This is a genomic window from Clostridium tepidiprofundi DSM 19306, assembly GCF_001594005.1.
Lineage (GTDB): Bacteria > Bacillota > Clostridia > Clostridiales > Clostridiaceae > Clostridium_AC > Clostridium_AC tepidiprofundi.
Map to the genome: position 1 here is coordinate 1 of NZ_LTBA01000005.1, position 22731 is coordinate 22731.

Consider the following 22731-nt stretch of genomic DNA (forward strand, 5'->3'; position numbering starts at 1 on the left):
GAACAACTAAATATTCAAAGAGTACTAGCAAAATCTAAATGGGGCTTTATTACTAGAATAATTAATAAAGTATTAGCTCATAATCTTTGTTTCTTTATCAATAAAACGTTAGGTATTAATGTAAATCCAGCTAAAATTAAACAACTTATATTTGGTTAATTATTCCTGAAGCGAACTTGATTTTAGTGGATACTTATACTTATTCTTAATGGAATAATTATCATTTAAATAAAAATTATTCTATTAGCACAACGGGTTAAATTATTATGGTGTTAAGGTATAATTAATGGTGTTAAGGTATAATTAATAGAAAAAGACCACATTTAAGGGGGAAAAATGATGAATACAGAATTTTTTATAAGAAATAGAAATAATTTAATAAAAAAACTTGATGATAATTCCATACTATTGCTATTTGCAGGTTATGCACCATATAAGTCGGCAGATGAGAAATATGAATTTGTACCTAATAGAAATTTCTACTATCTCACTGGTATAGATAGAGAAAAAATAATTTTTATGGTAGCTAAGATTAATGGAAATGTTCAAGAAAAATTATTTGTAGAGAGACCAGATCCAGTTATGGCAAGATGGATTGGTGCAAGGATGACAGATAAGGAGGCAAGCCAAGTTTCCGGTATTGAGTGTGTAGACTATTTAGATAAATTTGAAGATACATTAAGTTCTTTATTAACAAGAAATAGGATAGAAAATGTGTATCTAGATTTAGAAAGACAGGAGATTGGAACGGCTATAACGGAGGCTCAGAAATTTGGAAAAATTGTTTTAGAGAAATATCCATATATACATATTAAAAATGTATATTATGATATTGCAGAACTAAGAATGATTAAGTCAGAAGAGGAAGTACAGCTTATAAGAAAAGCTATTGATATAACTAATGAGGGTATTCAGAATATATTAAAAAATATTAAACCAGGTGTTATGGAATATGAAATAGAGGCATATTTTGATTATACATTAAAGAAGAATGGCATAAAAAATAAAGCTTTTTCTACAATAGCAGCATCGGGTAAAAATGCAACAATACTACATTATTCTGAAAATAATTGTAAGATTGAAGATAATAGCTTAATGCTATTTGATCTAGGAGCACAATATAAATATTATAATGCTGATATAAGTCGTACTTTCCCTGTTAATGGTAAATTTACTAAGAGACAAAAAGAAGTATATGAAGTTGTTTTAAGAGCACAAAAAGCTGTAGAAGAAGCAGCTAAACCTGGAGTACTTTTCAAAAATTTAAATGAAATTACTAAAAGGGTTTTAATTGAAGGATGTAAAGAACTTGGATTGATAAAGGATGATAGTGAATTAATTAAATATTATTTCCACGGTGTTTCTCATTATTTAGGTGCTGATGCACATGATGTCGGTACTTATAATATAGAATTAAAGCCAGGTATGGTAATCACAAATGAACCAGGGTTATATATAGAAGAAGAAGGTATTGGAATAAGAATTGAAGATGATTTATTGATAACTGAAAATGGATGTGAAAACTTATCCAAGGATATTATCAAAACTGTAGAAGATATTGAGGAATTTATGAAAAATAGATAATATATTAAATTAAACAATAAATTAGACAATGTGGAAATTGGGCTGAAAAGTTCATATTTCCACATTTGCGTTGTAAGAATTTGTTGTTAACATAGGGGGAATAGATAGAATGATAAAGAAATTTATACACTATTATAAACCGCATATTAAATTGTTTTTGCTAGATATTTTATGTGCACTATTTATGGCGGTTGCTGATTTGGCATTTCCTATGGTTACTAAAGATATAGTCAATAATGTTATTCCTAATAGAATGATTAAATTATTGTATATTTATGTTTTGATTTTAGTAGTATTATATGTGCTTAAATTGATATGCAATTATGTAGTAGATTATTGGGGACATGTAGTTGGAGTTAGGATGCAGTATGATATGAGAAAGGATTTATTTGCACATCTTCAAACACTACCTTTTAGTTATTTTGATGATACTAAAACTGGGCATATTATGTCTAGAATGATAAACGATTTAAGAGATGTATCTGAGCTTGCACATCACGGTCCAGAAGATTTGTTTATTTCAACAGTTATGATATTTGGTTCATTCATTATATTATGTACTGTAAATTGGCAATTAACGTTGATAATTTTTGCTTTTATGCCAATATTGATATGGTTTGCAATTAAGAAAAGAGTTAAAATGTCAGAAGCATTTAAAGTGAACAGAAAAAAAATTGCGGTTGTTAATGCTCAATTAGAAAACAGTATTTCAGGAATAAGAGTTGCAAAATCTTTTACAAATGAAGAATATGAAAAGCAAAAATTTGATGAAGGCAATAGAGAATTTAAGGAAGCTAGAGAGAATGCATTTAAGACTATGGCGGAATTTTCTTCAGGAATGAGATTTATGCTAAATATTTTAAATGTTATAGTGTTATTTGCAGGAGGATTATTTTTATATTACCATAAAATAAATTTAGGAGAATTGTTAGCGTATTTTCTTTATATAAACTTTTTTATGCAGCCTGTTAGGAGACTTACTTCTTTTGTTGAACAGTATCAGCTTGGAATGACAGGATTTGAAAGATTTATTGAAATAATGAATATAAAACCTGATATTATTGATGATGCGGATGCTATTGAACTTAAAAACGTAAAAGGAGATATTGAATTTAGAAATGTTACTTTTAACTATAATGAAAATCATTCAATATTAAGAAATCTATCTTTTAAAGTTGGAAGCGGCAAAACACTTGCATTAGTAGGACCATCAGGTGGAGGAAAAACTACTATATGTCATTTGATTCCAAGGTTTTATGAAATTTCTGAAGGTGAAATTCTTATTGATGGGATAAATATAAGAAATGTAACTCTTAAATCACTTAGAAAGAACATAGGTATAGTTCAACAAGAAGTATTTTTATTTACTGGTACTATAAAAGAAAACATTTTATATGGTAAACCAGGAGCGACAGATGATGAAATCATTGAAGCAGCTAAAAATGCAAATATCCATGATTTTATTCTTTCTTTACCAGAGGGTTATGATACTTATATTGGAGAAAGAGGAGTAAAGTTATCAGGAGGGCAAAAACAAAGAATATCAATTGCTAGGGTGTTTTTGAAAAATCCACCAATACTAATACTAGATGAGGCAACATCTGCACTTGATAACAATTCAGAAATAATAATCCAAAAATCTCTTGAAAAATTATCAAAAGAAAGAACTACATTAGTTGTTGCACATAGGTTATCTACCATAGTAAATGCTGATGAAATACTTGTGTTGACTAATGAAGGAATAAAAGAAAGAGGAAGTCATGATGAATTAATAGAACGTGAAGGAATATATGCTCAGTTATTTAATGCACAATTTAAAGGGTATATACCAGATTTTGCATAAAATTATTTCAAAAAAAAGGAAATTAGCTCTTCTCATAGAATATGTACAATGTGGTTGTAATAAAATGTAAAAATCAACTATAATACTATAATATTGTAATGAGTATACCATTTTGGTAAGTAGTTAATTAAGTAATATCAGGAGGGAGGTAGACTGTTGCAGAATTATTATAAAAGTCTATAAAACTATCTAAAAAATTGTTAAGGATACAAGTACTAAATTTGTGATATAATAGAGTTAGCTATTGTGAATCCCGTATATTGCGAAAGTGATATAACCATTGGGTAGAACCATGAGGGTGGTAGTTAGCGAAAACCAAGCAAATGTTAGTGAATACAAGTAGTTACACTTAAAAGTAAACTTGTATATGTAGGATTCGTTGTATCCGAATTTAAGCCCTCGGACTATTATATCAAACCAAAGTAGCTTCGGCAAAATGGGATAGGTTGAACAGGGAATTAAACAAGCTTTATAGAGTTTTATAAGGTTTTGGCAACGGAATAGGAATGATAAGGTGTAAAAATAATGTGGAAGAGCTAATCAAAAAACAAGGGAGCTTTAAATACTTTAAAGAATCAGCACAGGTAGATGTTTCATTAAAAAGCGATGAGTTAATAAGAATAAGGTATAATAATCCAAAGTGTATTGTTATCAACTTTTTTAATTATGATGATGCAATTTCTAGGTTATATAAGGACAGAAAGTATATAAATAAATATTTATAATTTTTACACATGCAATGTAGTTCAATACATATGCATGTTTTTATAGATTATACTAATATACTGATTAGTTATTTTTGATTAGTTATTTTTGAAGAGGCTTTTATAAGCATAATTAAAAAAATAATGTATTTATACGAATTAAACTTGAAAAAATAACTACTAAGTAGTAAAATTAATAATGGTCAAAGAAAGTCAAAGGCTAATTAATGAAAGGAATGGTAGTGTGGCGAGATTATCGGATTTGATAGAAGAATTTATTAAAGAAATGTTTGTTGATAAAGATGACTATGAATTAGAGATAAAAAGAAATGAATTAGCAAATTATTTTAGCTGTGCACCATCTCAAATAAATTACGTTTTAACAACTAGATTTACAACAGATAAGGGATATATTATTGAAAGTAGAAGAGGCGGCGGAGGATGCATAAAAATAAAGAAGATTGAATATAAGGAGCATAATTCTTTAGCAGATGTTATTTCTGAAAAAATAGGTAATAGTATAACATATTCAACTGGTCTTGGCATAGTAAATAATTTACTTGAAAGCAACATAATTACTGAAAGAGAAGCTAAAATTATAAGAATTGCAATAAATGATAGGACATTAGCCGCTTCTACTGACAGAAGGAACAATGTAAGAGCAGATATATTGAAATCTATTATTATGAGTATATTAAGTTGATTATAAAATATGCAAGGAGTGATAGTATGATTTGCGATAGATGCCATAAAAATGAAGCAAATGTTCACATTACAAAGATAGTAAATGGTGTTAAACAGGAATTGAATTTGTGCGAGAAGTGTGCAAAGGAAATTGAAGGAATAAATATGATAGGAGATATTGAATTTGATACACCATTTTCACTGCAAAATATTATAAATGGAATAATGGATTATGTAAATTACAATAAATCATCAAAAGATGTAAACAATTATGAATTAGTATGTAGAAATTGTAATACATCATATAGAGAATTTAAGAAGAATGGACTTTTAGGATGTAGTGAGTGCTATAAAAATTTTAATGAAGCTTTAATACCTGTAATTAAGAGAGTTCAGGGAAGTATTGAACATACTGGTAAGGTTCCTAAAAACTCTGCAAAAGATATATATAATAAAAGAAAAATTATTAAGTTAAAACAAGAATTACAAAAGGCTATTGCATTAGAAGAATATGAAAAGGCTGCGGAAATTAGAGATGAAATAAAAGAATTGAAAAGTGAATAAGGGGGATGAATATGAAAAATTGGATATATTCTGTAAATGACGAAAACAACGAAAACAATATAGTTATAAGCAGTCGTATCAGATTAGCTAGGAATATTGAAGGAATAGCATTTCCCCACAGACTTGATTCAAAAGATGGAAAAAGTATAGTTAAAGATGTCGAGAAGGCATTTTACAACACAGAATATCCGAATGAAAATTTTAAAACCATTTATTTGTGGGAGAATGATTTAATCAAAAATAGAGTTTTTTTCGATAAGCATTTAATAAGCTATAAATTAGTATCAAACATGGATAAATCAGCTTTCATTGTAAATGATGATGAAACAATAAGTATTATGATAAATGAAGAAGATCATTTGAGAATTCAAGCAATAAGTGCAGGATTAAATTTAAAAGAAACATTTGATGTAGCAAATAAATTTGATGATTTATTAGAAGAAAAAGTTGATTACGCATTTGATGAACAACTTGGATATTTAACAGCCTGTCCGACTAATTTAGGTACTGGTTTGAGAGCATCTGTTATGCTTCATTTACCAATATTGTCTATGCAAAATGAAATGGATAAAATTTTTAATACTGTCTCAAAAATAGGTATGACTATAAGGGGACTTTATGGAGAAGGGTCTAAGGTTCAGGGAAATTTATATCAAATATCAAATCAAATTACTTTGGGACTCGAAGAGGAAGAGATATTAAATAATTTACTTGCTGTGGTAAAACAAATTATTAATCAAGAATATATTTCTCGAGAAAAAGTTGTGAATAAATACAGTTATGAATTCAAGGATAAAATTTTCAGATCATTAGGACTGTTAAGATCTGCATATTTATTGCAAATGGAAGAAACATTAGGTCTTTTATCGAATGTAAGATTAGGTGTAGAAATGGGAATAATTAAAGATGTGACTTTTTCAACATTAAATCAATTGTTAGTGGATATTAGTGATGCATCGATTCAATTAGAAATTGATAAGGAATTGTCAAGTAAGGAATTAGCGTATAGAAGAGCTGAGATTGTAAGGAATAAATTACAAATGAGTTAAATCTATAAATATATTGGAGGTGATAATAATGATGTTTAGCAGGTTTACCGAAAGAGCTCAGAAGGTAATAATATTTGCACAAGAAGCTGCAAATGAATTGAAGCATGGATATGTCGGTACAGAACATATTTTGTTAGGAATTCTAAGAGAAACTGATGGTATATCAAGCAAGGTGCTTAATGAAAATGGTGTAACAATTGATGCTGTAATGAAGCTGATTTTAGAATATGAAGGGCAAGGAGACGTTAATATGCAGAGGCATGAAATACCTCTTACACCTAGAACAAAGAGGTTATTAGATTTAAGTCTTGCTGAAGCTAGTAATTTAAAGCATAATTATATTGCACCGGAACATTTCTTACTTGCATTAGCAAAAGAAGGTGAGGGTGTAGCGTATACTATTTTAGTTAATATTGGGGTTGATATTAATAAGTTGATTAAGCAATTGCTAGATGAGATGGAAAGTTATTCAAATACAACTATGAAAAATTCAGGTAATAATAGAAATAGTGAAACACCTACTTTGGATAAGTTTGGAAGAGATTTGACACAAATGGCATCGGAGGGAAAGCTTGATCCTGTAATAGGTAGAGATAATGAAACGCAGAGGGTTCTTGAAATATTGTGTAGAAGAACTAAAAACAATCCATGTTTAATAGGAGAACCGGGAGTTGGTAAGACAGCTATTGCAGAAGGTTTAGCACAGAAAATAGCATCAGGTAATATACCAGAGCTATTAAAAGACAAAAGAGTTGTAACTTTAGATATGTCATCAATGATAGCAGGTGCTAAATACAGAGGAGAGTTTGAAGAGAGATTAAAAAAGGTTATGGAGGAGATTGAAAATAGTGGGAATGTGATTTTGTTTATTGATGAAATCCATACCATAATAGGTGCAGGTGGAGCAGAAGGTGCAATAGATGCATCAAATATTTTAAAACCGGCACTGGCAAGAGGTCAAATTCAGTGTGTAGGTGCTACTACTATTGATGAGTATAGAAAGTATATAGAAAAAGATGCTGCACTTGAAAGAAGATTTCAACCTGTTATGGTAGGAGAGCCTACTAAAGAAGAGGCATTACAAATACTAAAAGGATTAAGGGATAAATATGAAGCACACCATAGAGCAAAAATTACAGATGAGGCACTAGAAGCAGCAGTAAATTTGTCAGATAGATATATTACAGACCGTTATCTTCCTGATAAAGCAATTGATTTAATAGATGAAGCGGGTGCTAAGGTTAGAATACAAAATTTAACTGCACCACCTAATATGAAAAATCTTGAAGAAGAACTTGAAAAAATATCTAAAGAAAAGGCAGATGCTATAGCTGTTCAGGATTTTGAAAAAGCAGCAGAATTAAGAGATAAAGAGAAAGAAATAAAGAACAAATTAGATTTTATCAAAAATAATTGGAAAACCAAAAATGAAGTAACAGAACATGTTGTTACAGGAGAAGATATAGCAAATGTTGTATCTAAATGGACCAATATACCAGTTGAAAAATTAACAGAAAAAGAGTCTGAAAGGTTGCTTAAATTAGAAGAGATTCTTCACAAAAGAGTTATAGGACAGGATGAAGCTATAAGTTCTGTTTCTAGAGCCGTTAGAAGAGCAAGAGTGGGTCTTAAAGATCCTAAAAGACCTATCGGTTCATTTATATTTTTAGGGCCTACCGGAGTTGGTAAAACTGAATTATCAAAAGCACTTGCTGAGGCTATGTTTGGTGACGAAAATAATATGATAAGAATTGATATGTCAGAGTACATGGAAAAGCATACTGTGTCAAGGCTTATTGGATCTCCTCCAGGATATGTTGGATTTGATGAAGGAGGACAATTAACTAAAAAAGTTAGAGAGAAGCCTTATTCTGTTATTTTATTTGATGAAATAGAAAAAGCACATACAGATGTATTTAACATTTTACTTCAAATACTTGAAGATGGAAGACTTACAGATGGAAAAGGTAGGGTTGTTAATTTTAAAAATACTATAATAATAATGACATCAAATGTAGGTGCTTCAACTATCAAGAAACAAAAGACTTTAGGATTTTCGATTGATTCTGATAGGTCACAAAGTGAATATGAAAAATTAAAAGAAAATATGATGCAAGAATTGAAGCAGACATTTAAGCCTGAATTTTTAAACAGAATTGACGACATAATTGTGTTCCATCCACTAGAAGAAAATGAATTAAAAGAAATTGTAAGACTTATGTTAAATAGTGTTTCAGAAAAATTAAAAGATAATAATATATTTATATCATTTACAAAAGAAGCAGAGGATTATTTGGCTAAGGAAGGATTTGATACTGCTTATGGTGCAAGGCCATTAAGAAGAGCTATTACCAAAATTGTTGAAGATAAACTTTCAGAAGAAATTTTAAGAGGACATGTAAAAAAGGGTGATAGTATATTTGTTACTTGTGAAGATGGTGAATTAAAATTTACCAAGGCGCATTCAGATAAATAATAAGCCAGTATACTAGTCTATTTGGAACACAACTCTTTGTGTTTCACAAAATATATTATTTTATTTAAAATTACCAAAACAATGGAGCTGTCTTTAAAAGATAGCTCCATTATTTGAATAAGGCATTTTCAAAAAATAACTAGTAAGTATGGTATAAAATATATGTTGTATCTTTGACTTATTATTTTTTTAAATGCCTAATAATTTTAATTATAGTATAGAAATTCTACCATATTGAGTATATAATGTTTTTATGAGTGTAAAAGCGGATTACAAATATAGGTTATTGCATATAACTAGGGGATGAATGTATGGCTAAGAATAAGACTGTGTTTATTTGTCAGGAATGTGGGTATGAGTCACCAAAATGGATGGGAAAATGTCCTGAATGCAATTCATGGAACACATTTATTGAAGAACAGAAAACACTTGAATTCAAAAGAGCGGTAACAATAAGTGATAAGCATATTCCACAGAGTATTGTAAATATTGTTTCGAGTAAACAAGAGAGATATGATACAAAAATAAATGAATTGAATAGAGTATTAGGTGGTGGGCTTGTAAAAGGTTCATTAACATTGATTTCAGGGGATCCTGGTATCGGTAAATCAACATTGTTACTTCAAACAGCAGGGAATATTTCGAAAAATTATGGTAAAGTATTATATGTTTCAGGAGAGGAATCCGAGCAGCAGATAAAAATGAGAGCAGATAGATTAAATGCTATTTATAAGGATTTATTTGTTGTTTCAGAAACAAATATAGATATTATTGAAAAGCATGTGAAAGATGTTAAACCTATATTTGTAATAATAGATTCAATACAGACATTATATAAGCCAGTAATTACTTCTGCACCCGGAAGTGTTTCACAGGTTAGAGAATGTTCTAATGAACTTATGAGACTTGCTAAAACTAATAATATACCATTTTTTATTGTTGCACATGTAACAAAGCAGGGTGAACTTGCAGGGCCAAGGGTGCTTGAACATATGGTAGATACTGTTTTATACTTTGAAGGAGAGAGAACTCAAGAATTTAGAATACTGAGGACTATAAAGAATCGTTTTGGTACAACAAGTGAAATAGGGGTATTTGAAATGAGGGAGGAAGGATTGATTGAAATAAGTAATCCTTCGCAGGTGTTTCTTGAAGAAACCAATTATTTAAAGGAAGGTTCAGCAGTAATTGGTATTGTAGAAGGTACTAGACCAGTATTAGTAGAAGTTCAAGCATTGGTAGGACATACCAATGCACCTATGCCAAGAAGAACGTCTATTGGGGTAGAGTCATCAAGGTTAAGTTTGATTCTTGCAGTTTTAGAAAAAAAGCTTAATATACCATTTTATAGTTCAGATGTATATGTAAATGTAGTTGGTGGATTAAACTTAAATGGTACATATGGTGATTTGGGTATTGCATTAGCACTTATATCGAGTGTGAAAGGAATACCTATAAAATTGGAAAAAACAATGATTGTTGGTGAAATAGGATTAACTGGAGAAGTAAGGCCTGTAGCTTTCTGTGAAAAGTTAGTAAATGAAGGTATTAAATTAGGATTTGAAAAATTTATTATACCTAATAATAATTTGGGTAAAATAAATAAATATGAAAATGTTATAGGTGTATCTTCATTGAGAGAATGTTTGAAAAAAGTATTTTAGAAGAGTTGGTGAAAAAAATGAGAATAAAAAGAGATAAGGAATTAATGAATATTTTAAAAATAATGGCACCAGGTACTGAACTTAGGGAAGGTTTGGAGAATATATTAAGGGCAAAAACAGGAGGATTAATTGTTGTAAGTGATAAAGAAGATGTATTAAAATTGGTAGATGGTGGATTTAATATTAATTCTGAATATTCTCCTGCATATGTTTATGAACTTGCAAAGATGGACGGTGCAATTATAATAAGTTCAGATTTAAAAAATATATTATTTGCAAATGCTCAACTAATGCCTGAACCATCAATTCCGACATATGAAACAGGAACAAGACATAGAACTGCACACAGAATTGCAAAACAAACAAATGAACTTGTAGTAGCGATTTCGCAAAGGCGAAATATAATAACAATTTATAAGGGAAATTTAAAATATGTTCTAAGAGATAGTAGTGTTATATTGGCTAGGGCTAATCAGGCGATACAGACTTTAGAAAAATATGTATCGGTATTAGATAGGGTTATAAATAATATTAATTTACTTGAATTTCAAGACTTGGTAACTCTATTTGATGTTATGACAGGTGTACAGAGAATAGAGATGGTTATGAGAATTGTTGAAGAAATTGAAAAATATATTATTGAGCTTGGAAATGAAGGACGACTTATATCAATGCAACTTAATGAATTGATAAGGGATGTTGAAGAAGAAGGAATTTTACTTATTAGAGATTATTGTGAAGAAAGTTTAGATTATAATGAAATATATACAAGAATCCAAAATTCAAGTTCTGAAGAAATTGTCGATTTGGATATGATATCTAAAATGTTAGGTTATTCAGGGGTACCATTAGTTGATACTCTTATTTCTCCGAGGGGCTATAGAATGTTAAATAAAATACCTAGATTACCTTATAGTGTTGTTGAGAACCTAGTTGGGCATTTTAAAGAATTAAAGAATGTTATTGAAGCATCTAATGAGCAACTAGAAAATGTCGAAGGAATTGGAGAAGCAAGAGCTAAGGCTGTTAAAAACGGATTAGTTAGACTCAGAGAACAGTTTATGCTAGATAGGCAATTATAGCACAAAATAGGAAATTATTTTGTGCTATTAACTGTCTTGGTGTCAGCTATCTTAAAGTGAACTTGCCTAATGTATTGATTCTGTCTTCTTCTTTTAGAAAAATGTCATACAAATTTAAATCTAAAAGATTGCACAATGAAGCTAAATAGAATAAATTATTGCCAATTTCTTGTTCGATAATTTCTCTACAATTAGGACACAATTTCCCATATAGATGTGTATCAGAGCCTTTGTTATAACATTCTTTTTGGTTTTCATATTTATCAATTGAAATAGATTTAGATGCTGCATTTATTTCTATACACCCACAACTTGTTACAGATTTAGCCACAGCTCTATTGATCCTTGACTCAGATTCCTGTAATTTAGTAAGTATATCTAATATGCTTCTATGTCTTAAAAGGCATTCATCAACAGAATTTTGAAAATCATCGATTATTATATCTTTCATAATATTCACTCCCCAAATGAAAGTATTTATGCTACTAAGTAAATTATAAGTTTTATTTAAATGATTTGTCAATGAAGATTATTTTAAGAATTTAATATATATTCATAATAAAACACAAACAACTATTTTAATAGGGGGATAATTATGTTAAATTTTGGATGAAATTTATCATAATAAGTAAATAAATTATTAAATAGTGTCGATAATTATTGAAATGTTTTTGGTAATATAATATAGTAAGATAAAAGGCATATAAAATGAAAAAAATGTTAATAATTCAAAGGGAGGTGAAAATATTGTTAAAAAAAATATTAAGAATATTGTTTACACTTATAGGAGCTACGATAGGTTATATTATTGGTGAGATTATTGCTAAATCAGATTTAAGCAAGAATTTTCCTATGTTAATTAATGGAAGTGTTGGCCAGTATATTTTCATAGCAATTCTAGTAATAATATTTGGACTTATATTTTTCTTTTTATCACCTTTGATTAATGCCGCTATAACTAAGGTTATGGACTATGTTGAGAAAGATGTTCAGAGAGTGCCAACATATGATGTTATAGTTGGAACGGCTGGAGGTATAATAGGATTAATTATTTCAACACTCTTTTTTAGTGTACTAAAGAATACAGGTGTAGGAGGAACATTATTTGCTATAATATCTGTGATTTTAACGTTGATTATTACTGCATTAGGTGTGGATATAGCTATAAAGAAGAAAGATGATATAATATCTATATTTTCAAGCATAAAGAAAACGAGTAGTTCAACAAAAGAAAAGAAAAATAAATCAAAATATACATCGAAAATTTTAGATACGTCTGTTATCATAGATGGAAGGATATTTGATATTTGTCAAACTGGATTTATCGAAGGAACATTGGTGATACCTAATTTTGTTTTGGAGGAATTAAGACATATTGCGGATTCATCCGATGATTTAAAGAGAAACAGGGGACGAAGAGGATTAGATATACTTAACAAAATTCAAAATGAATTGAAAATTCCTGTTGAAATAGTTGAAAAAGACTTTCCAGAAATCAATGAGGTTGATAGTAAGCTTTTAAAATTGGCACAAGTTATGAAAGGAAAGGTTATTACGAATGACTTTAATTTAAATAAAGTTGCTAAATTCCAAGGTGTTGCTGTGCTTAATATTAATGAGCTTGCCAATGCAGTTAAACCAGTGGTTTTACCAGGAGAAGAAATGGAGATTCAAATAATAAAGGATGGTAAAGAAGCTGGGCAGGGTATTGCTTATTTAGATGATGGTACTATGATTGTTGTTGAAGGTGGCAAAAGACACATAGGTGAAATTATGAATGTTGTTGTTACATCTGTGCTTCAAACTGCCGCTGGCAGGATGATTTTTGCTAAAAGAAAAGATTTGATATCTAGATAATTTTAATTGAGGAGTAAAAATGGGAAAGAATTGTGCAATAATTCTCGCAGCAGGTAAAGGAAAAAGAATGGGAACTGGTATTAATAAGCAGTTTCTTTTGATGAATAATAAACCCATTTTGTATTACACTTTGAAGGTGTTTTCAGAATGTGATGATATTCATGATATAATACTTGTTGCGGCAGAAAATGAAGTTGAATATTGTATTAAGGAAATAGTAAATGAAAACAATTTTACCAAAGTATCAAAGGTAGTAGCTGGTGGAAATGAAAGACATGATTCTGTTTTGAATGGGCTAAAGGCAATAGAAGAATGCGAAATAGTGTTGATACATGATGGGGCTAGACCTTTTGTTGATAGCAGAATACTAAAAGACGGAATAATGTTTGCACGTATTCATGGAGCATGTGCATGCGGAGTGGTGCCTAAAGATACAATTAAAATTAGAGATAATTTTAATTTATCTAAAGGGACGTTAAATAGAAGAGAATTGTTTATGGTTCAGACTCCTCAGTGTTTTAAATATGAGCTTATTTTAGAATGTCATGAGAAAATAGCATATGAGGATATTGTTATTACGGATGATACAATGGTTGTCGAAAAATTTAATAATTCTGTATATCTTTATGATGGAAGTTACGATAACATTAAAATAACTACTCCTGAGGATTTGATAATAGGGGAAAAAATATTGTTTTCAAAATATGGATGTAATTATTGAACAAAAGAGTATTTACAAATGACATAAATTATGTATAATAAAATGTAACGATTGTAAGAAAAAAATATTAGTATAGGCTATGAAGAAGAATAGTAGAAACAATTATACAGAGAGAGAATCCTAGGCTGAGAGATTTTCACCTGTTTTGAACCCGCTTCGGAGCTGTAGGCAAAACCTACCGGTTGATACCGTTAACAGAATGAGTGAAAAATTTAGGTGGTACCGCGGTAAAACTCGCCCTAACATATTATGGGAGAGTTTTATTTTTTTACAATTTTAAATTTAGAAACTTGAGCAAAAAAGAGGTTAATTGCAATAGGAAAATTTCAAAAGGGAATATTAAATACAAATATGAAGGAGGAAATCACTATGAGAATGTCTAAAATGCTTATACCAACATTAAGGGAGGTACCAGCGGAAGCAGAAATATCAAGTCACAAGCTTATGTTAAGAGCCGGAATGATAAAAAAAATGGCTTCAGGAGTTTATAATTTAATGCCATTTGGTATAAGAGTTATAAAAAAAATAGAAGATATCATTAGAGAAGAAATGGATGATACAGGTGCACAGGAATTTTTGGCATCAGCCTTAATACCATCTGAATTGTGGAAAGAATCTGGTAGATGGGATGCTTTTGGTCCTGAAATGTTTAGACTTAAAGATAGAAATCAAAGAGAGTTTTGTCTTGGACCTACACATGAGGAAGTGTTTACAGATATAGCAAGAGATGAAATAAAATCTTATAAACAATTGCCTTTAAATCTGTATCAAATTCAGACAAAGTATAGAGATGAAAGAAGACCAAGATTTGGAGTTATGAGGTCAAGAGAATTCATAATGAAAGATGCTTACAGCTTTGATATTGATGAGCAGGGACTAGATAAATCATACAATGATATGTATAAAGCTTATAAAAATATATTTAAAAGATGTGGATTAGAAACAAGTTGTGTTGAAGCTGATTCAGGAGCTATAGGTGGTTCAGGTTCTGCTGAATTCATGGTAAAAAGTGAAATAGGTGAGGATGAAGTAGCATTTTGTACAGAATGTAGTTATGCAGCCAATATAGAAAAAGCAACTGCAGTTGCAGAAATAGCAGAAAAAGAAGAACCAAAAGAATTGAATAAGGTAGAAACACCTGATGTTAGGACTATTGATGAATTGGTAGAATTCTTTGATACAACATCTAAAAAATTCGGAAAGACACTTATATTTAATGCTGATGGCAAAACTGTTGCAGTAGTTGTAAGAGGCGATAGAGAAGTAAATGAAGTTAAGGTTGTAAATGCTATTGGTGGTGCTATTGAATTTGAGCTAGCAGATGCTGAAACAATAAGAAGGGTTACAAATGCAGAGGTAGGTTTTGCTGGACCAATAGGAATCAAGACAGATATATTATTAATTGACAGAGAAATTGCTGAAATGAGTAATTTTATAACTGGTGCAAATGATACAGGATATCACTATGAAAATGCTAATTATGGCAGGGATTTTGAAGGTATAGTAGGAGATTATAGAAATGCTGTTGAAGGTGATAAATGTCCTAAGTGTGGGAAAACTATTACTATTGCAAGAGGGGTTGAAGTAGGACACATATTTAAACTTGGAACTAAATATTCAGCAGCTATGGGAGCAAACTATATTGATGAAAATGGTAAAAACAAGCCATTGGTTATGGGGTGCTATGGTATAGGAGTTAATAGAACTATGGCTGCAGTAATAGAACAGCATCATGATGATAATGGAATAATATGGCCTCTATCTGTTGCACCATATCATGTAGTTGTTGTTCCAGTTGTGACAAAAAATGAAGAACAAATGAAGGTTGCAGAAGAAATTTACAATCAATTGAAGAATGCTGGAGTTGAAGTTCTTATTGATGACAGAAAAGAAAGAGTAGGAGTTAAATTCAAGGATGCAGATTTAATAGGAATACCTATGAGAATAACTGTTGGTAAAAAAGTTAGTGAAGGTAAAGTAGAATTTAAATTAAGAAGTGAAGATGAAGTTCAAATTATTGAAATAAATGAAGTTTTACAAAAAGTAAAATATGAATTCGAGAAGAACAATGTTAGACTATAGTTACAAGTATTCAAATTTAATCTTAATTCAGGGGGTATTTAGATGAAAATATACAATACTTTGACCAGAAAGAAGGAAGAATTTATTCCTATAGAACCAGGTGTAGTAAAAATGTATGTGTGTGGTCCTACAGTATATAATTTTTTTCACATAGGTAATGCTAGGACTTTTATAATATTTGATACTATTAGAAAATATCTTGAATACAAAGGGTATGATGTTAAATTTGTTCAAAACTTTACTGATATAGATGATAAGATGATAAGAAGAGCAAATGAAGAAGGAATAACTGTTAAAGAATTAGGGGATAGATTTATAAAAGAGTATTATAGAGATGCTGATAATTTAAATATTGAGAGAGCTACATCAAATCCTAGAGCTACTGAATTTATTGATGAAATAATAAAATTTGTTCAGGATTTGATTGATAGAGGATACGCATACGAAGTAGATGGAGATGTTTATTTTAGTACTAAGAAATTTAAAGAATATGGCAAACTTTCAGGTCAAAATATGGAAGAGTTACAAGCAGGAGCTAGAATAAGAGTCGATGAAAGAAAGCAAGATCCAATGGATTTTGCAGTATGGAAAAGTGCTAAGCCAGGTGAGCCTGCTTGGGATTGTCCATGGGGTAAAGGAAGACCAGGCTGGCATATAGAATGCTCTTGTATGTCACAAAAACTTCTTGGAGAAACAATAGATATTCACGGTGGAGGAATGGATTTGGTATTTCCACATCATGAAAATGAAATCGCTCAAAGTGAAGCAAGAACGGGCAAACCATTTTCAAATTATTGGATGCATTCTGCATATTTAAATGTTAATAATAAGAAAATGTCTAAGTCACTTAATAATTTTCTTACTGCAAGAGAAGCGTTAGAAAAGTATGATGCTGATGTAATTAGGTTCTTTATGTTGCAGGCTCATTACAGAAATCAGCTTAATTTTAGTGGAGAATTGTTAGATGCTGCAAAAGCTTCAGTGGAAAGGCTATATAATGCAATTGGAAATCTTGAAAGCTTACTAGACGAGGTTTCTAGAAAAGAATTAAATGATAAAGATAAAATATTTGTTCAAAAATTAGAAGAATATAAACAAAAATATATAGAAAAAATGGATGATGATTTTAATACTGCAGATGCAATTTCTGTAATATTTGATATGGTTAGGGATATAAATAGCAGTGTAGATGTTGAATCATCAAAGGAATTAGTTGAGACTTCACTAAATATGATAAGAGAATTAGGTAAACCACTTGGAATACTTCAAAAAACTACAAAAGGTAGTTTAGAAGAGGAAATAGAGAAATTAATTGAAGAGAGACAAAAGGCTAGAAAAGAAAAGAACTGGGCTTTAGCTGACAAAATAAGAGATGACTTAAAAGAAAGAGGAATTGTTCTTGAAGATACACCACAGGGAGTAAGATGGAAAAAGATTTAGATGATAAAATAAATACTAAAACCTCCACTAATATACTAATTAGTGGAGGTTTGTTTTACAAATTTACATATACGCAAATAATAAAACTATGGCAAAATAGAATAAAAAATAGTAACATAGATATTAATGAATTAATATAATCAATTATTATGATAAGGGGATAGCTATGGAATTTGATTTTTTTAGATGTAATTTAACGAAACGAGAAGCTAATGAGTTAAATCCTTTAGTACTGGCATTTATAGGTGATGCTGTGTATGAAGTGATAATAAGGAACTTTATTATTACCAATAATAGAGATATGAGTGTTCATAAAATGCACGTAAAAGCAGTTTCTTATGTAAAAGCTCACGCACAAAGCGAATTTATGAAAAAGATAATTGATAACTTAAATGATGAAGAATTGAGAGTTTTCAAGAGGGGTAGAAATGCTAAATCAGCTACAATTCCTAAGAATGCAAATGTTGTTGAATATAGAATGGCAACAGGATTTGAAGCGTTAATTGGGTATTTGTTTGTAATGAGAGAATATGATAGAATAAATGAGATTATGGGTAAAATTATAAATATAGATAAGGGTGAATAAAATGAGTTTAAAAGTAGAGATTATAGAACATACTCCAAATCCAGAGAAAGTCATTGCAGCTGCGGCTAAATTATGCTATAGCCAAGTGGGGATTGACGATATATTAAATGGATTAAGCGAGTATAATACAAAACAATTTTTAGAAATGCTGATGTCTTTTGGACATGAATCACCTATAGAACATGTATCATTTACTTTTGCTATTGAAGGTGTTTCAAGAAGTTTATCACACCAGTTAGTTAGGCATAGGATAGCTTCTTATTCACAACAAAGCCAAAGGTATGTAAAATTAGATCAATTTGATTATGTGATACCTTATGAAATATCAAATGATGAGAATGCAAGAAAAATATTTATAGAAGCTATGGAGAAAAGCCAACAAGCATATGATGAACTCGTTAGCATACTTAAAAGTAAATATATAGATAAAGGAATGAAATCAAAGCAAGCAGAAAAAAAAGCTATTGAAGATGCGAGATATGTATTTCCAAATGCTTGTGAAACTAAAATAATAGTTACTATGAATGCAAGAAGTCTTATGAATTTTTTTAGGCATAGATGTTGCAATAGAGCACAGTGGGAAATAAGAAATTTAGCTAACGAAATGCTTACTCAAGTTAAGCATATAGCACCAACTTTATTTAAATATGCAGGCCCAGCGTGTTTGCTTGGAAAATGTCCAGAAGGAAAAATGACATGTGGTAAAATGAATGAAATGAGGGAGAAATATCTCAAATTATAGTATAAAGAGTGAAGGTAAGGTGAGAAAATGGGAGAAAATAATATAATAGAAGGAAGAAATGCTGTAATTGAAGCCATAAAGACTGGAAGAAATATTGAAAGCATTTTAATTAATAAAGGTAAAACTATGGGTTCAATAAATACAGTTATTAAGCTTGCAAAAGAGAAAAAGATTGTTATAAAGGAAGTTGATAAAAAGAAATTAGAACAATTATCAGAAACGGGGAAACATCAGGGAGTCATTGCTATAGTTTCGTCATATAAATATTGTGAACCGGATGAAATAATACAATATGCCAAAGAACGTGATGAGAAACCTTTTATTGTTATTTTAGATGAAATAGAAGATCCTCATAACTTTGGGGCAATAATAAGAACTGCGGAAATATGCGGTGTTCATGGTATTATAATTCCTAAAAGAAGAAATGTAAGTGTAACTTCTACAGTATATAAATCATCAGCGGGTGCTGTAGAACACATGAAGATTGCTAAGGTTACCAATATTAATTCATATATAGATGATATTAAAGATAAAGGTATATGGGTTTATGGTGCAGACATGAAAGGAGATAAATATTGCTATGAAGCAGATCTTACTGGTGCGGTTGCTTTGGTAATAGGTAGTGAAGGGAAAGGACTATCAAGATTGACTATGGAAAAATGTGATGTGTTAGTGAAAATACCAATGGTGGGTAAAATCACATCATTAAATGCTTCTGTTGCTGGTGGAATCATGATGTATGAAGTTCTTAAACAGAAAATAATAGGTGATAAAAGGTGAAAACGATTTTTGTTGATGGGTATAATGTTATTAATAGTTGGCCAAATATCAAACCTATTATTGATTATAGTTTGGATTCTGCTAGGCAGAAACTCATAGAAATTGTGCAAAATTATGCAGAATATACAGGCAATAAAGTTTTTGTTGTTTTCGATGCTCATATGGTAAAAGGGAGTATAGAAAAAAAAGAAAGAATGGGAAATGTAGTAGTGGTGTTTACTAAATATGGTGAAACAGCAGACAGTTACATAGAAAGAGCGGCAAATAACATGGGGCGAAAAGTTGAAATTTGTGTTGTTACTTCTGATTTATTAGAGCAACAGTTGGTTTTTCAAAGAGGTGCTGTGAGAAAATCATCTATTGAGTTTTATAATGAAATAAATAATGTTAACAGTAAATTAAGAAAAAAAATTAAAAAGAGAAATTCAGAGACAAAAAATAGATTAGAGGACTTATTGGAAGAGAATATATTGGAAAAACTTGATAAAATTCGTAAAAGTCATTGAATTAACTTGACTATAAAAAATCTAATATTGTATAATTAGTCTTAGGGTGTATTTTGGCTGTGGAGGGGATATTTTTGGACAAAAAAATGGGCTTTGAGGATAACAGTGTAATAAAAGATAATAAAAATCCTGAAAACTTAGATAGCTGTTTTGATAATGAGCTTGATGAAGAAATAGTTATCAAGGCTAAAGAAGGGGATGTTAGGGCGCAAGAATATTTAATAAATAAGTATCAAAACTTTGTAAAATCAAAAGCGAAATCCTATTTTCTGATAGGTGCTGATAAAGAGGATATTTATCAAGAAGGAATGATAGGATTATATAAAGCTATAAGAGATTACAAGAAAGATAAGTTGTCTTCCTTCAAAGCATTTGCAGAATTATGTGTTACGAGGCAGATAATTACTGCAATTAAAACAGCCACAAGACAAAAACATATACCTTTAAATACATATGTATCGCTAAATAAGCCTATATATGATGAAGAATCAGATAGAACTTTACTAGACGTAATATCTGGTGTAAAGATTACTGATCCGGAAGAACTGATTATAAGCAAAGAAGAAGTTACGAATATTGAACATGAAATAAGTAAAATATTATCTGATCTAGAAATGGAAGTATTAATGTCTTATCTTGATGGAAAGTCATATCAAGAAATAGCTTGTGATTTGGATAGACACTCAAAATCCATTGATAATGCATTGCAAAGAGTTAAGAGAAAATTGGAAAAATGTTTAGCTAAAAGATAAAAATGCATGTTGACAAAGAAAAGCATTAATAGTAAAATTAATTACTAGTTTGTAGTATTTTACGAATAGAAACATATGTTATTAAATGAGTTGAAATGCCCATGTAGCTCAATAGGTAGAGCGTCACCTTGGTAAGGTGGAGGTAGCCGGTTCAATCCCGGTCGTGGGCTCCAGGTTTCTATAAGTATTATCAAAACACCAGGATGAGTTTATTCTGATTTCAATTCAAAAATAATGTTTACTATAAAGGAGGAAAAAAGAAATGTCAAAGGCAAAATTTGAAAGAAGCAAACCACATGTAAACATAGGAACAATAGGACACGTAGACCATGGTAAAACAACATTAACAGCAGCAATTACAATGACATTAGCAGAAGAAGGAAAAGCAGAAGTACAAAACTATGAAGATATCGATAAAGCACCAGAAGAAAAAGAAAGAGGAATCACAATCAACACAGCACACGTAGAGTACGAAACAGATAATAGACACTATGCACACGTAGACTGTCCAGGACACGCAGATTATGTAAAGAACATGATCACAGGTGCAGCACAGATGGATGGAGCAATATTAGTAGTATCAGCAGCAGATGGACCAATGCCACAAACAAGAGAACACATCTTGCTAGCATCAAGAGTAGGAGTACAACACATAGTAGTATTCTTAAATAAAGCAGACCAAGTAGATGATCCAGAATTACTAGAATTAGTAGAGATGGAAGTAAGAGAATTATTAAGTGAATATGGATTTGATGGAGATGAGTGTCCAGTAATCACAGGATCAGCATTAATGGCAATAGAAAAAGGTGAAAGAGACTGCATAAAAGAATTAATGAAAGCAGTAGATGAATACATTCCAACACCAGAAAGAGATACAGATAAAGACTTCTTAATGCCAATAGAAGACGTATTCACAATCACAGGAAGAGGAACAGTTGTAACAGGAAGAGTAGAAAGAGGAATATTGAACGTAGGAGACGAAGTAGAGATAGTAGGATTAAGTGAAGAGAAGAAGAAGACAGTATGTACAGGAGTAGAAATGTTCAGAAAGCTTCTAGATCAAGCAATGGCAGGAGATAACATAGGAGCATTATTAAGAGGTGTACAAAGAACAGAAGTAGAAAGAGGTCAAGTACTTTGTAAACCAGGAACAGTAAATCCACACAAGAAATTTGTAGGTCAGGTATACGTATTAAAGAAAGAAGAAGGAGGAAGACATAAGCCATTCTTCCCAGGATACAGACCACAATTCTACTTCAGAACAACAGACGTAACAGGAACAATCCAGTTACCAGAAGGAGTAGAAATGGTAATGCCAGGAGACCACATTGACATGACAGTAGAATTAATCACACAGGTAGCAATGGAAGAAGGACTAAGATTCGCCATCAGAGAAGGTGGAAGAACAGTAGGTTCTGGTGTTGTTACTAGCATTATTGAATAATTTTTTCAAATTAATATAGGGAGAAGCAAAAATCTTCTCCCTTAAACAAACGAAAAATTTCCAACATATATGAAATAAAAAACAAATTTTAATATGCTAAAAAAAGTACTTGTCAAGGTATAAAAAATATTGTATACTAAAGAAGTTGTGACGAGAAAAGCAAGTATATTG

General features: G+C 30.4%; 20 protein-coding genes, 1 tRNA gene, 1 pseudogene and 1 other annotated feature. Of the genes and pseudogenes, 21 read left to right on the forward strand and 1 reads right to left on the reverse strand.

Annotated elements, in window-relative coordinates:
- The 10 genes and pseudogenes from CLTEP_RS15140 to disA all read left to right on the forward strand — a co-directional run.
- Nucleotides 1-159, forward strand: a pseudogene (locus tag CLTEP_RS15140) (IS982 family transposase); the annotation flags it as partial.
- A gap of 180 nt (nt 160-339) precedes the next feature.
- The gene (locus tag CLTEP_RS03800) at nt 340-1584 is read left to right on the forward strand and encodes an aminopeptidase P family protein (protein WP_066822902.1); all 1245 of its coding nucleotides are present in this window, start codon (nt 340-342) and stop codon (nt 1582-1584) included.
- Between the two features lie 109 nt (nt 1585-1693).
- On the forward strand, nt 1694-3427 hold the full coding sequence (locus CLTEP_RS03805; protein ID WP_066822905.1) for an ABC transporter ATP-binding protein: 1734 nt from the start codon (nt 1694-1696) through the stop codon (nt 3425-3427).
- Between the two features lie 527 nt (nt 3428-3954).
- A complete protein-coding gene (locus tag CLTEP_RS03810) occupies nt 3955-4152 on the forward strand; it encodes a hypothetical protein (protein WP_242863865.1) in 198 nt (65 codons plus the stop codon).
- 178 nt (nt 4153-4330) lie between these two features.
- Complete coding sequence (locus tag CLTEP_RS03815; protein ID WP_201786583.1) at nt 4331-4834, forward strand: CtsR family transcriptional regulator; 504 nt, start codon at nt 4331-4333, stop codon at nt 4832-4834.
- Between the two features lie 26 nt (nt 4835-4860).
- A complete protein-coding gene (locus tag CLTEP_RS03820) occupies nt 4861-5379 on the forward strand; it encodes a UvrB/UvrC motif-containing protein (protein WP_066822911.1) in 519 nt (172 codons plus the stop codon).
- A gap of 11 nt (nt 5380-5390) precedes the next feature.
- Nucleotides 5391-6428 carry a protein arginine kinase gene (locus tag CLTEP_RS03825; protein ID WP_066822924.1) on the forward strand — a complete coding sequence of 346 codons (1038 nt, stop codon included), beginning with the start codon at nt 5391-5393 and terminating at the stop codon, nt 6426-6428.
- 28 nt (nt 6429-6456) lie between these two features.
- Entirely contained in the window at nt 6457-8904 is a 2448-nt protein-coding gene (locus CLTEP_RS03830) for an ATP-dependent Clp protease ATP-binding subunit (protein ID WP_066822927.1), read from the forward strand.
- A gap of 311 nt (nt 8905-9215) precedes the next feature.
- Nucleotides 9216-10568, forward strand: coding sequence for a DNA repair protein RadA (gene radA / locus CLTEP_RS03835; protein ID WP_066822930.1), 1353 nt, complete (start codon nt 9216-9218; stop codon nt 10566-10568).
- A gap of 17 nt (nt 10569-10585) precedes the next feature.
- Nucleotides 10586-11650 carry a DNA integrity scanning diadenylate cyclase DisA gene (gene disA, locus CLTEP_RS03840; protein ID WP_066823146.1) on the forward strand — a complete coding sequence of 355 codons (1065 nt, stop codon included), beginning with the start codon at nt 10586-10588 and terminating at the stop codon, nt 11648-11650.
- A 46-nt stretch (nt 11651-11696) separates the two neighbouring features.
- Here disA and CLTEP_RS03845 read toward each other — a convergent pair whose 3' ends face one another.
- On the reverse strand, nt 11697-12101 hold the full coding sequence (locus CLTEP_RS03845) for a nucleoside triphosphate pyrophosphohydrolase family protein (RefSeq protein WP_066822940.1): 405 nt from the start codon (nt 12099-12101) through the stop codon (nt 11697-11699).
- A 296-nt stretch (nt 12102-12397) separates the two neighbouring features.
- Between CLTEP_RS03845 and CLTEP_RS03850 the strand changes: the two genes are divergently transcribed.
- From CLTEP_RS03850 to tuf, 11 genes are all read left to right on the forward strand, one after another.
- Nucleotides 12398-13507 carry a PIN/TRAM domain-containing protein gene (locus tag CLTEP_RS03850; RefSeq protein ID WP_066822942.1) on the forward strand — a complete coding sequence of 370 codons (1110 nt, stop codon included), beginning with the start codon at nt 12398-12400 and terminating at the stop codon, nt 13505-13507.
- Nucleotides 13508-13526: 19 nt separating this feature from the next.
- A complete protein-coding gene (gene ispD, locus CLTEP_RS03855) occupies nt 13527-14228 on the forward strand; it encodes a 2-C-methyl-D-erythritol 4-phosphate cytidylyltransferase (protein WP_066822944.1) in 702 nt (233 codons plus the stop codon).
- A 70-nt stretch (nt 14229-14298) separates the two neighbouring features.
- Nucleotides 14299-14473 (forward strand) — a binding site (T-box leader).
- A 124-nt stretch (nt 14474-14597) separates the two neighbouring features.
- The gene (locus tag CLTEP_RS03860; protein ID WP_066822947.1) at nt 14598-16310 is read left to right on the forward strand and encodes a proline--tRNA ligase; all 1713 of its coding nucleotides are present in this window, start codon (nt 14598-14600) and stop codon (nt 16308-16310) included.
- 42 nt (nt 16311-16352) lie between these two features.
- Complete coding sequence (cysS, locus tag CLTEP_RS03865) at nt 16353-17750, forward strand: cysteine--tRNA ligase (RefSeq protein WP_066822949.1); 1398 nt, start codon at nt 16353-16355, stop codon at nt 17748-17750.
- Nucleotides 17751-17916: 166 nt separating this feature from the next.
- Entirely contained in the window at nt 17917-18336 is a 420-nt protein-coding gene (locus CLTEP_RS03870; protein WP_066822951.1) for a Mini-ribonuclease 3, read from the forward strand.
- 1 nt (nt 18337) lies between these two features.
- A complete protein-coding gene (gene thyX, locus CLTEP_RS03875) occupies nt 18338-19078 on the forward strand; it encodes an FAD-dependent thymidylate synthase (protein WP_066822953.1) in 741 nt (246 codons plus the stop codon).
- Between the two features lie 27 nt (nt 19079-19105).
- Nucleotides 19106-19858: a 23S rRNA (guanosine(2251)-2'-O)-methyltransferase RlmB gene (rlmB, locus tag CLTEP_RS03880; RefSeq protein ID WP_066822955.1), complete on the forward strand. Its 753-nt coding sequence runs from the start codon at nt 19106-19108 to the stop codon at nt 19856-19858.
- On the forward strand, nt 19855-20364 hold the full coding sequence (locus tag CLTEP_RS03885) for an NYN domain-containing protein (protein WP_066822958.1): 510 nt from the start codon (nt 19855-19857) through the stop codon (nt 20362-20364). Before rlmB ends, CLTEP_RS03885 begins: the two co-directional genes overlap by 4 nt.
- An 86-nt stretch (nt 20365-20450) precedes the next feature.
- The gene (sigH, locus tag CLTEP_RS03890) at nt 20451-21116 is read left to right on the forward strand and encodes an RNA polymerase sporulation sigma factor SigH (RefSeq protein ID WP_066823148.1); all 666 of its coding nucleotides are present in this window, start codon (nt 20451-20453) and stop codon (nt 21114-21116) included.
- A gap of 97 nt (nt 21117-21213) precedes the next feature.
- A tRNA-Thr gene (locus tag CLTEP_RS03895) sits at nt 21214-21289 on the forward strand.
- Between the two features lie 89 nt (nt 21290-21378).
- Nucleotides 21379-22560, forward strand: a complete 1182-nt coding sequence (tuf, locus tag CLTEP_RS03900) for an elongation factor Tu (protein WP_066822961.1) — start codon at nt 21379-21381, stop codon at nt 22558-22560.
- The last annotated feature ends 171 nt before the right edge of the window (nt 22561-22731 follow it).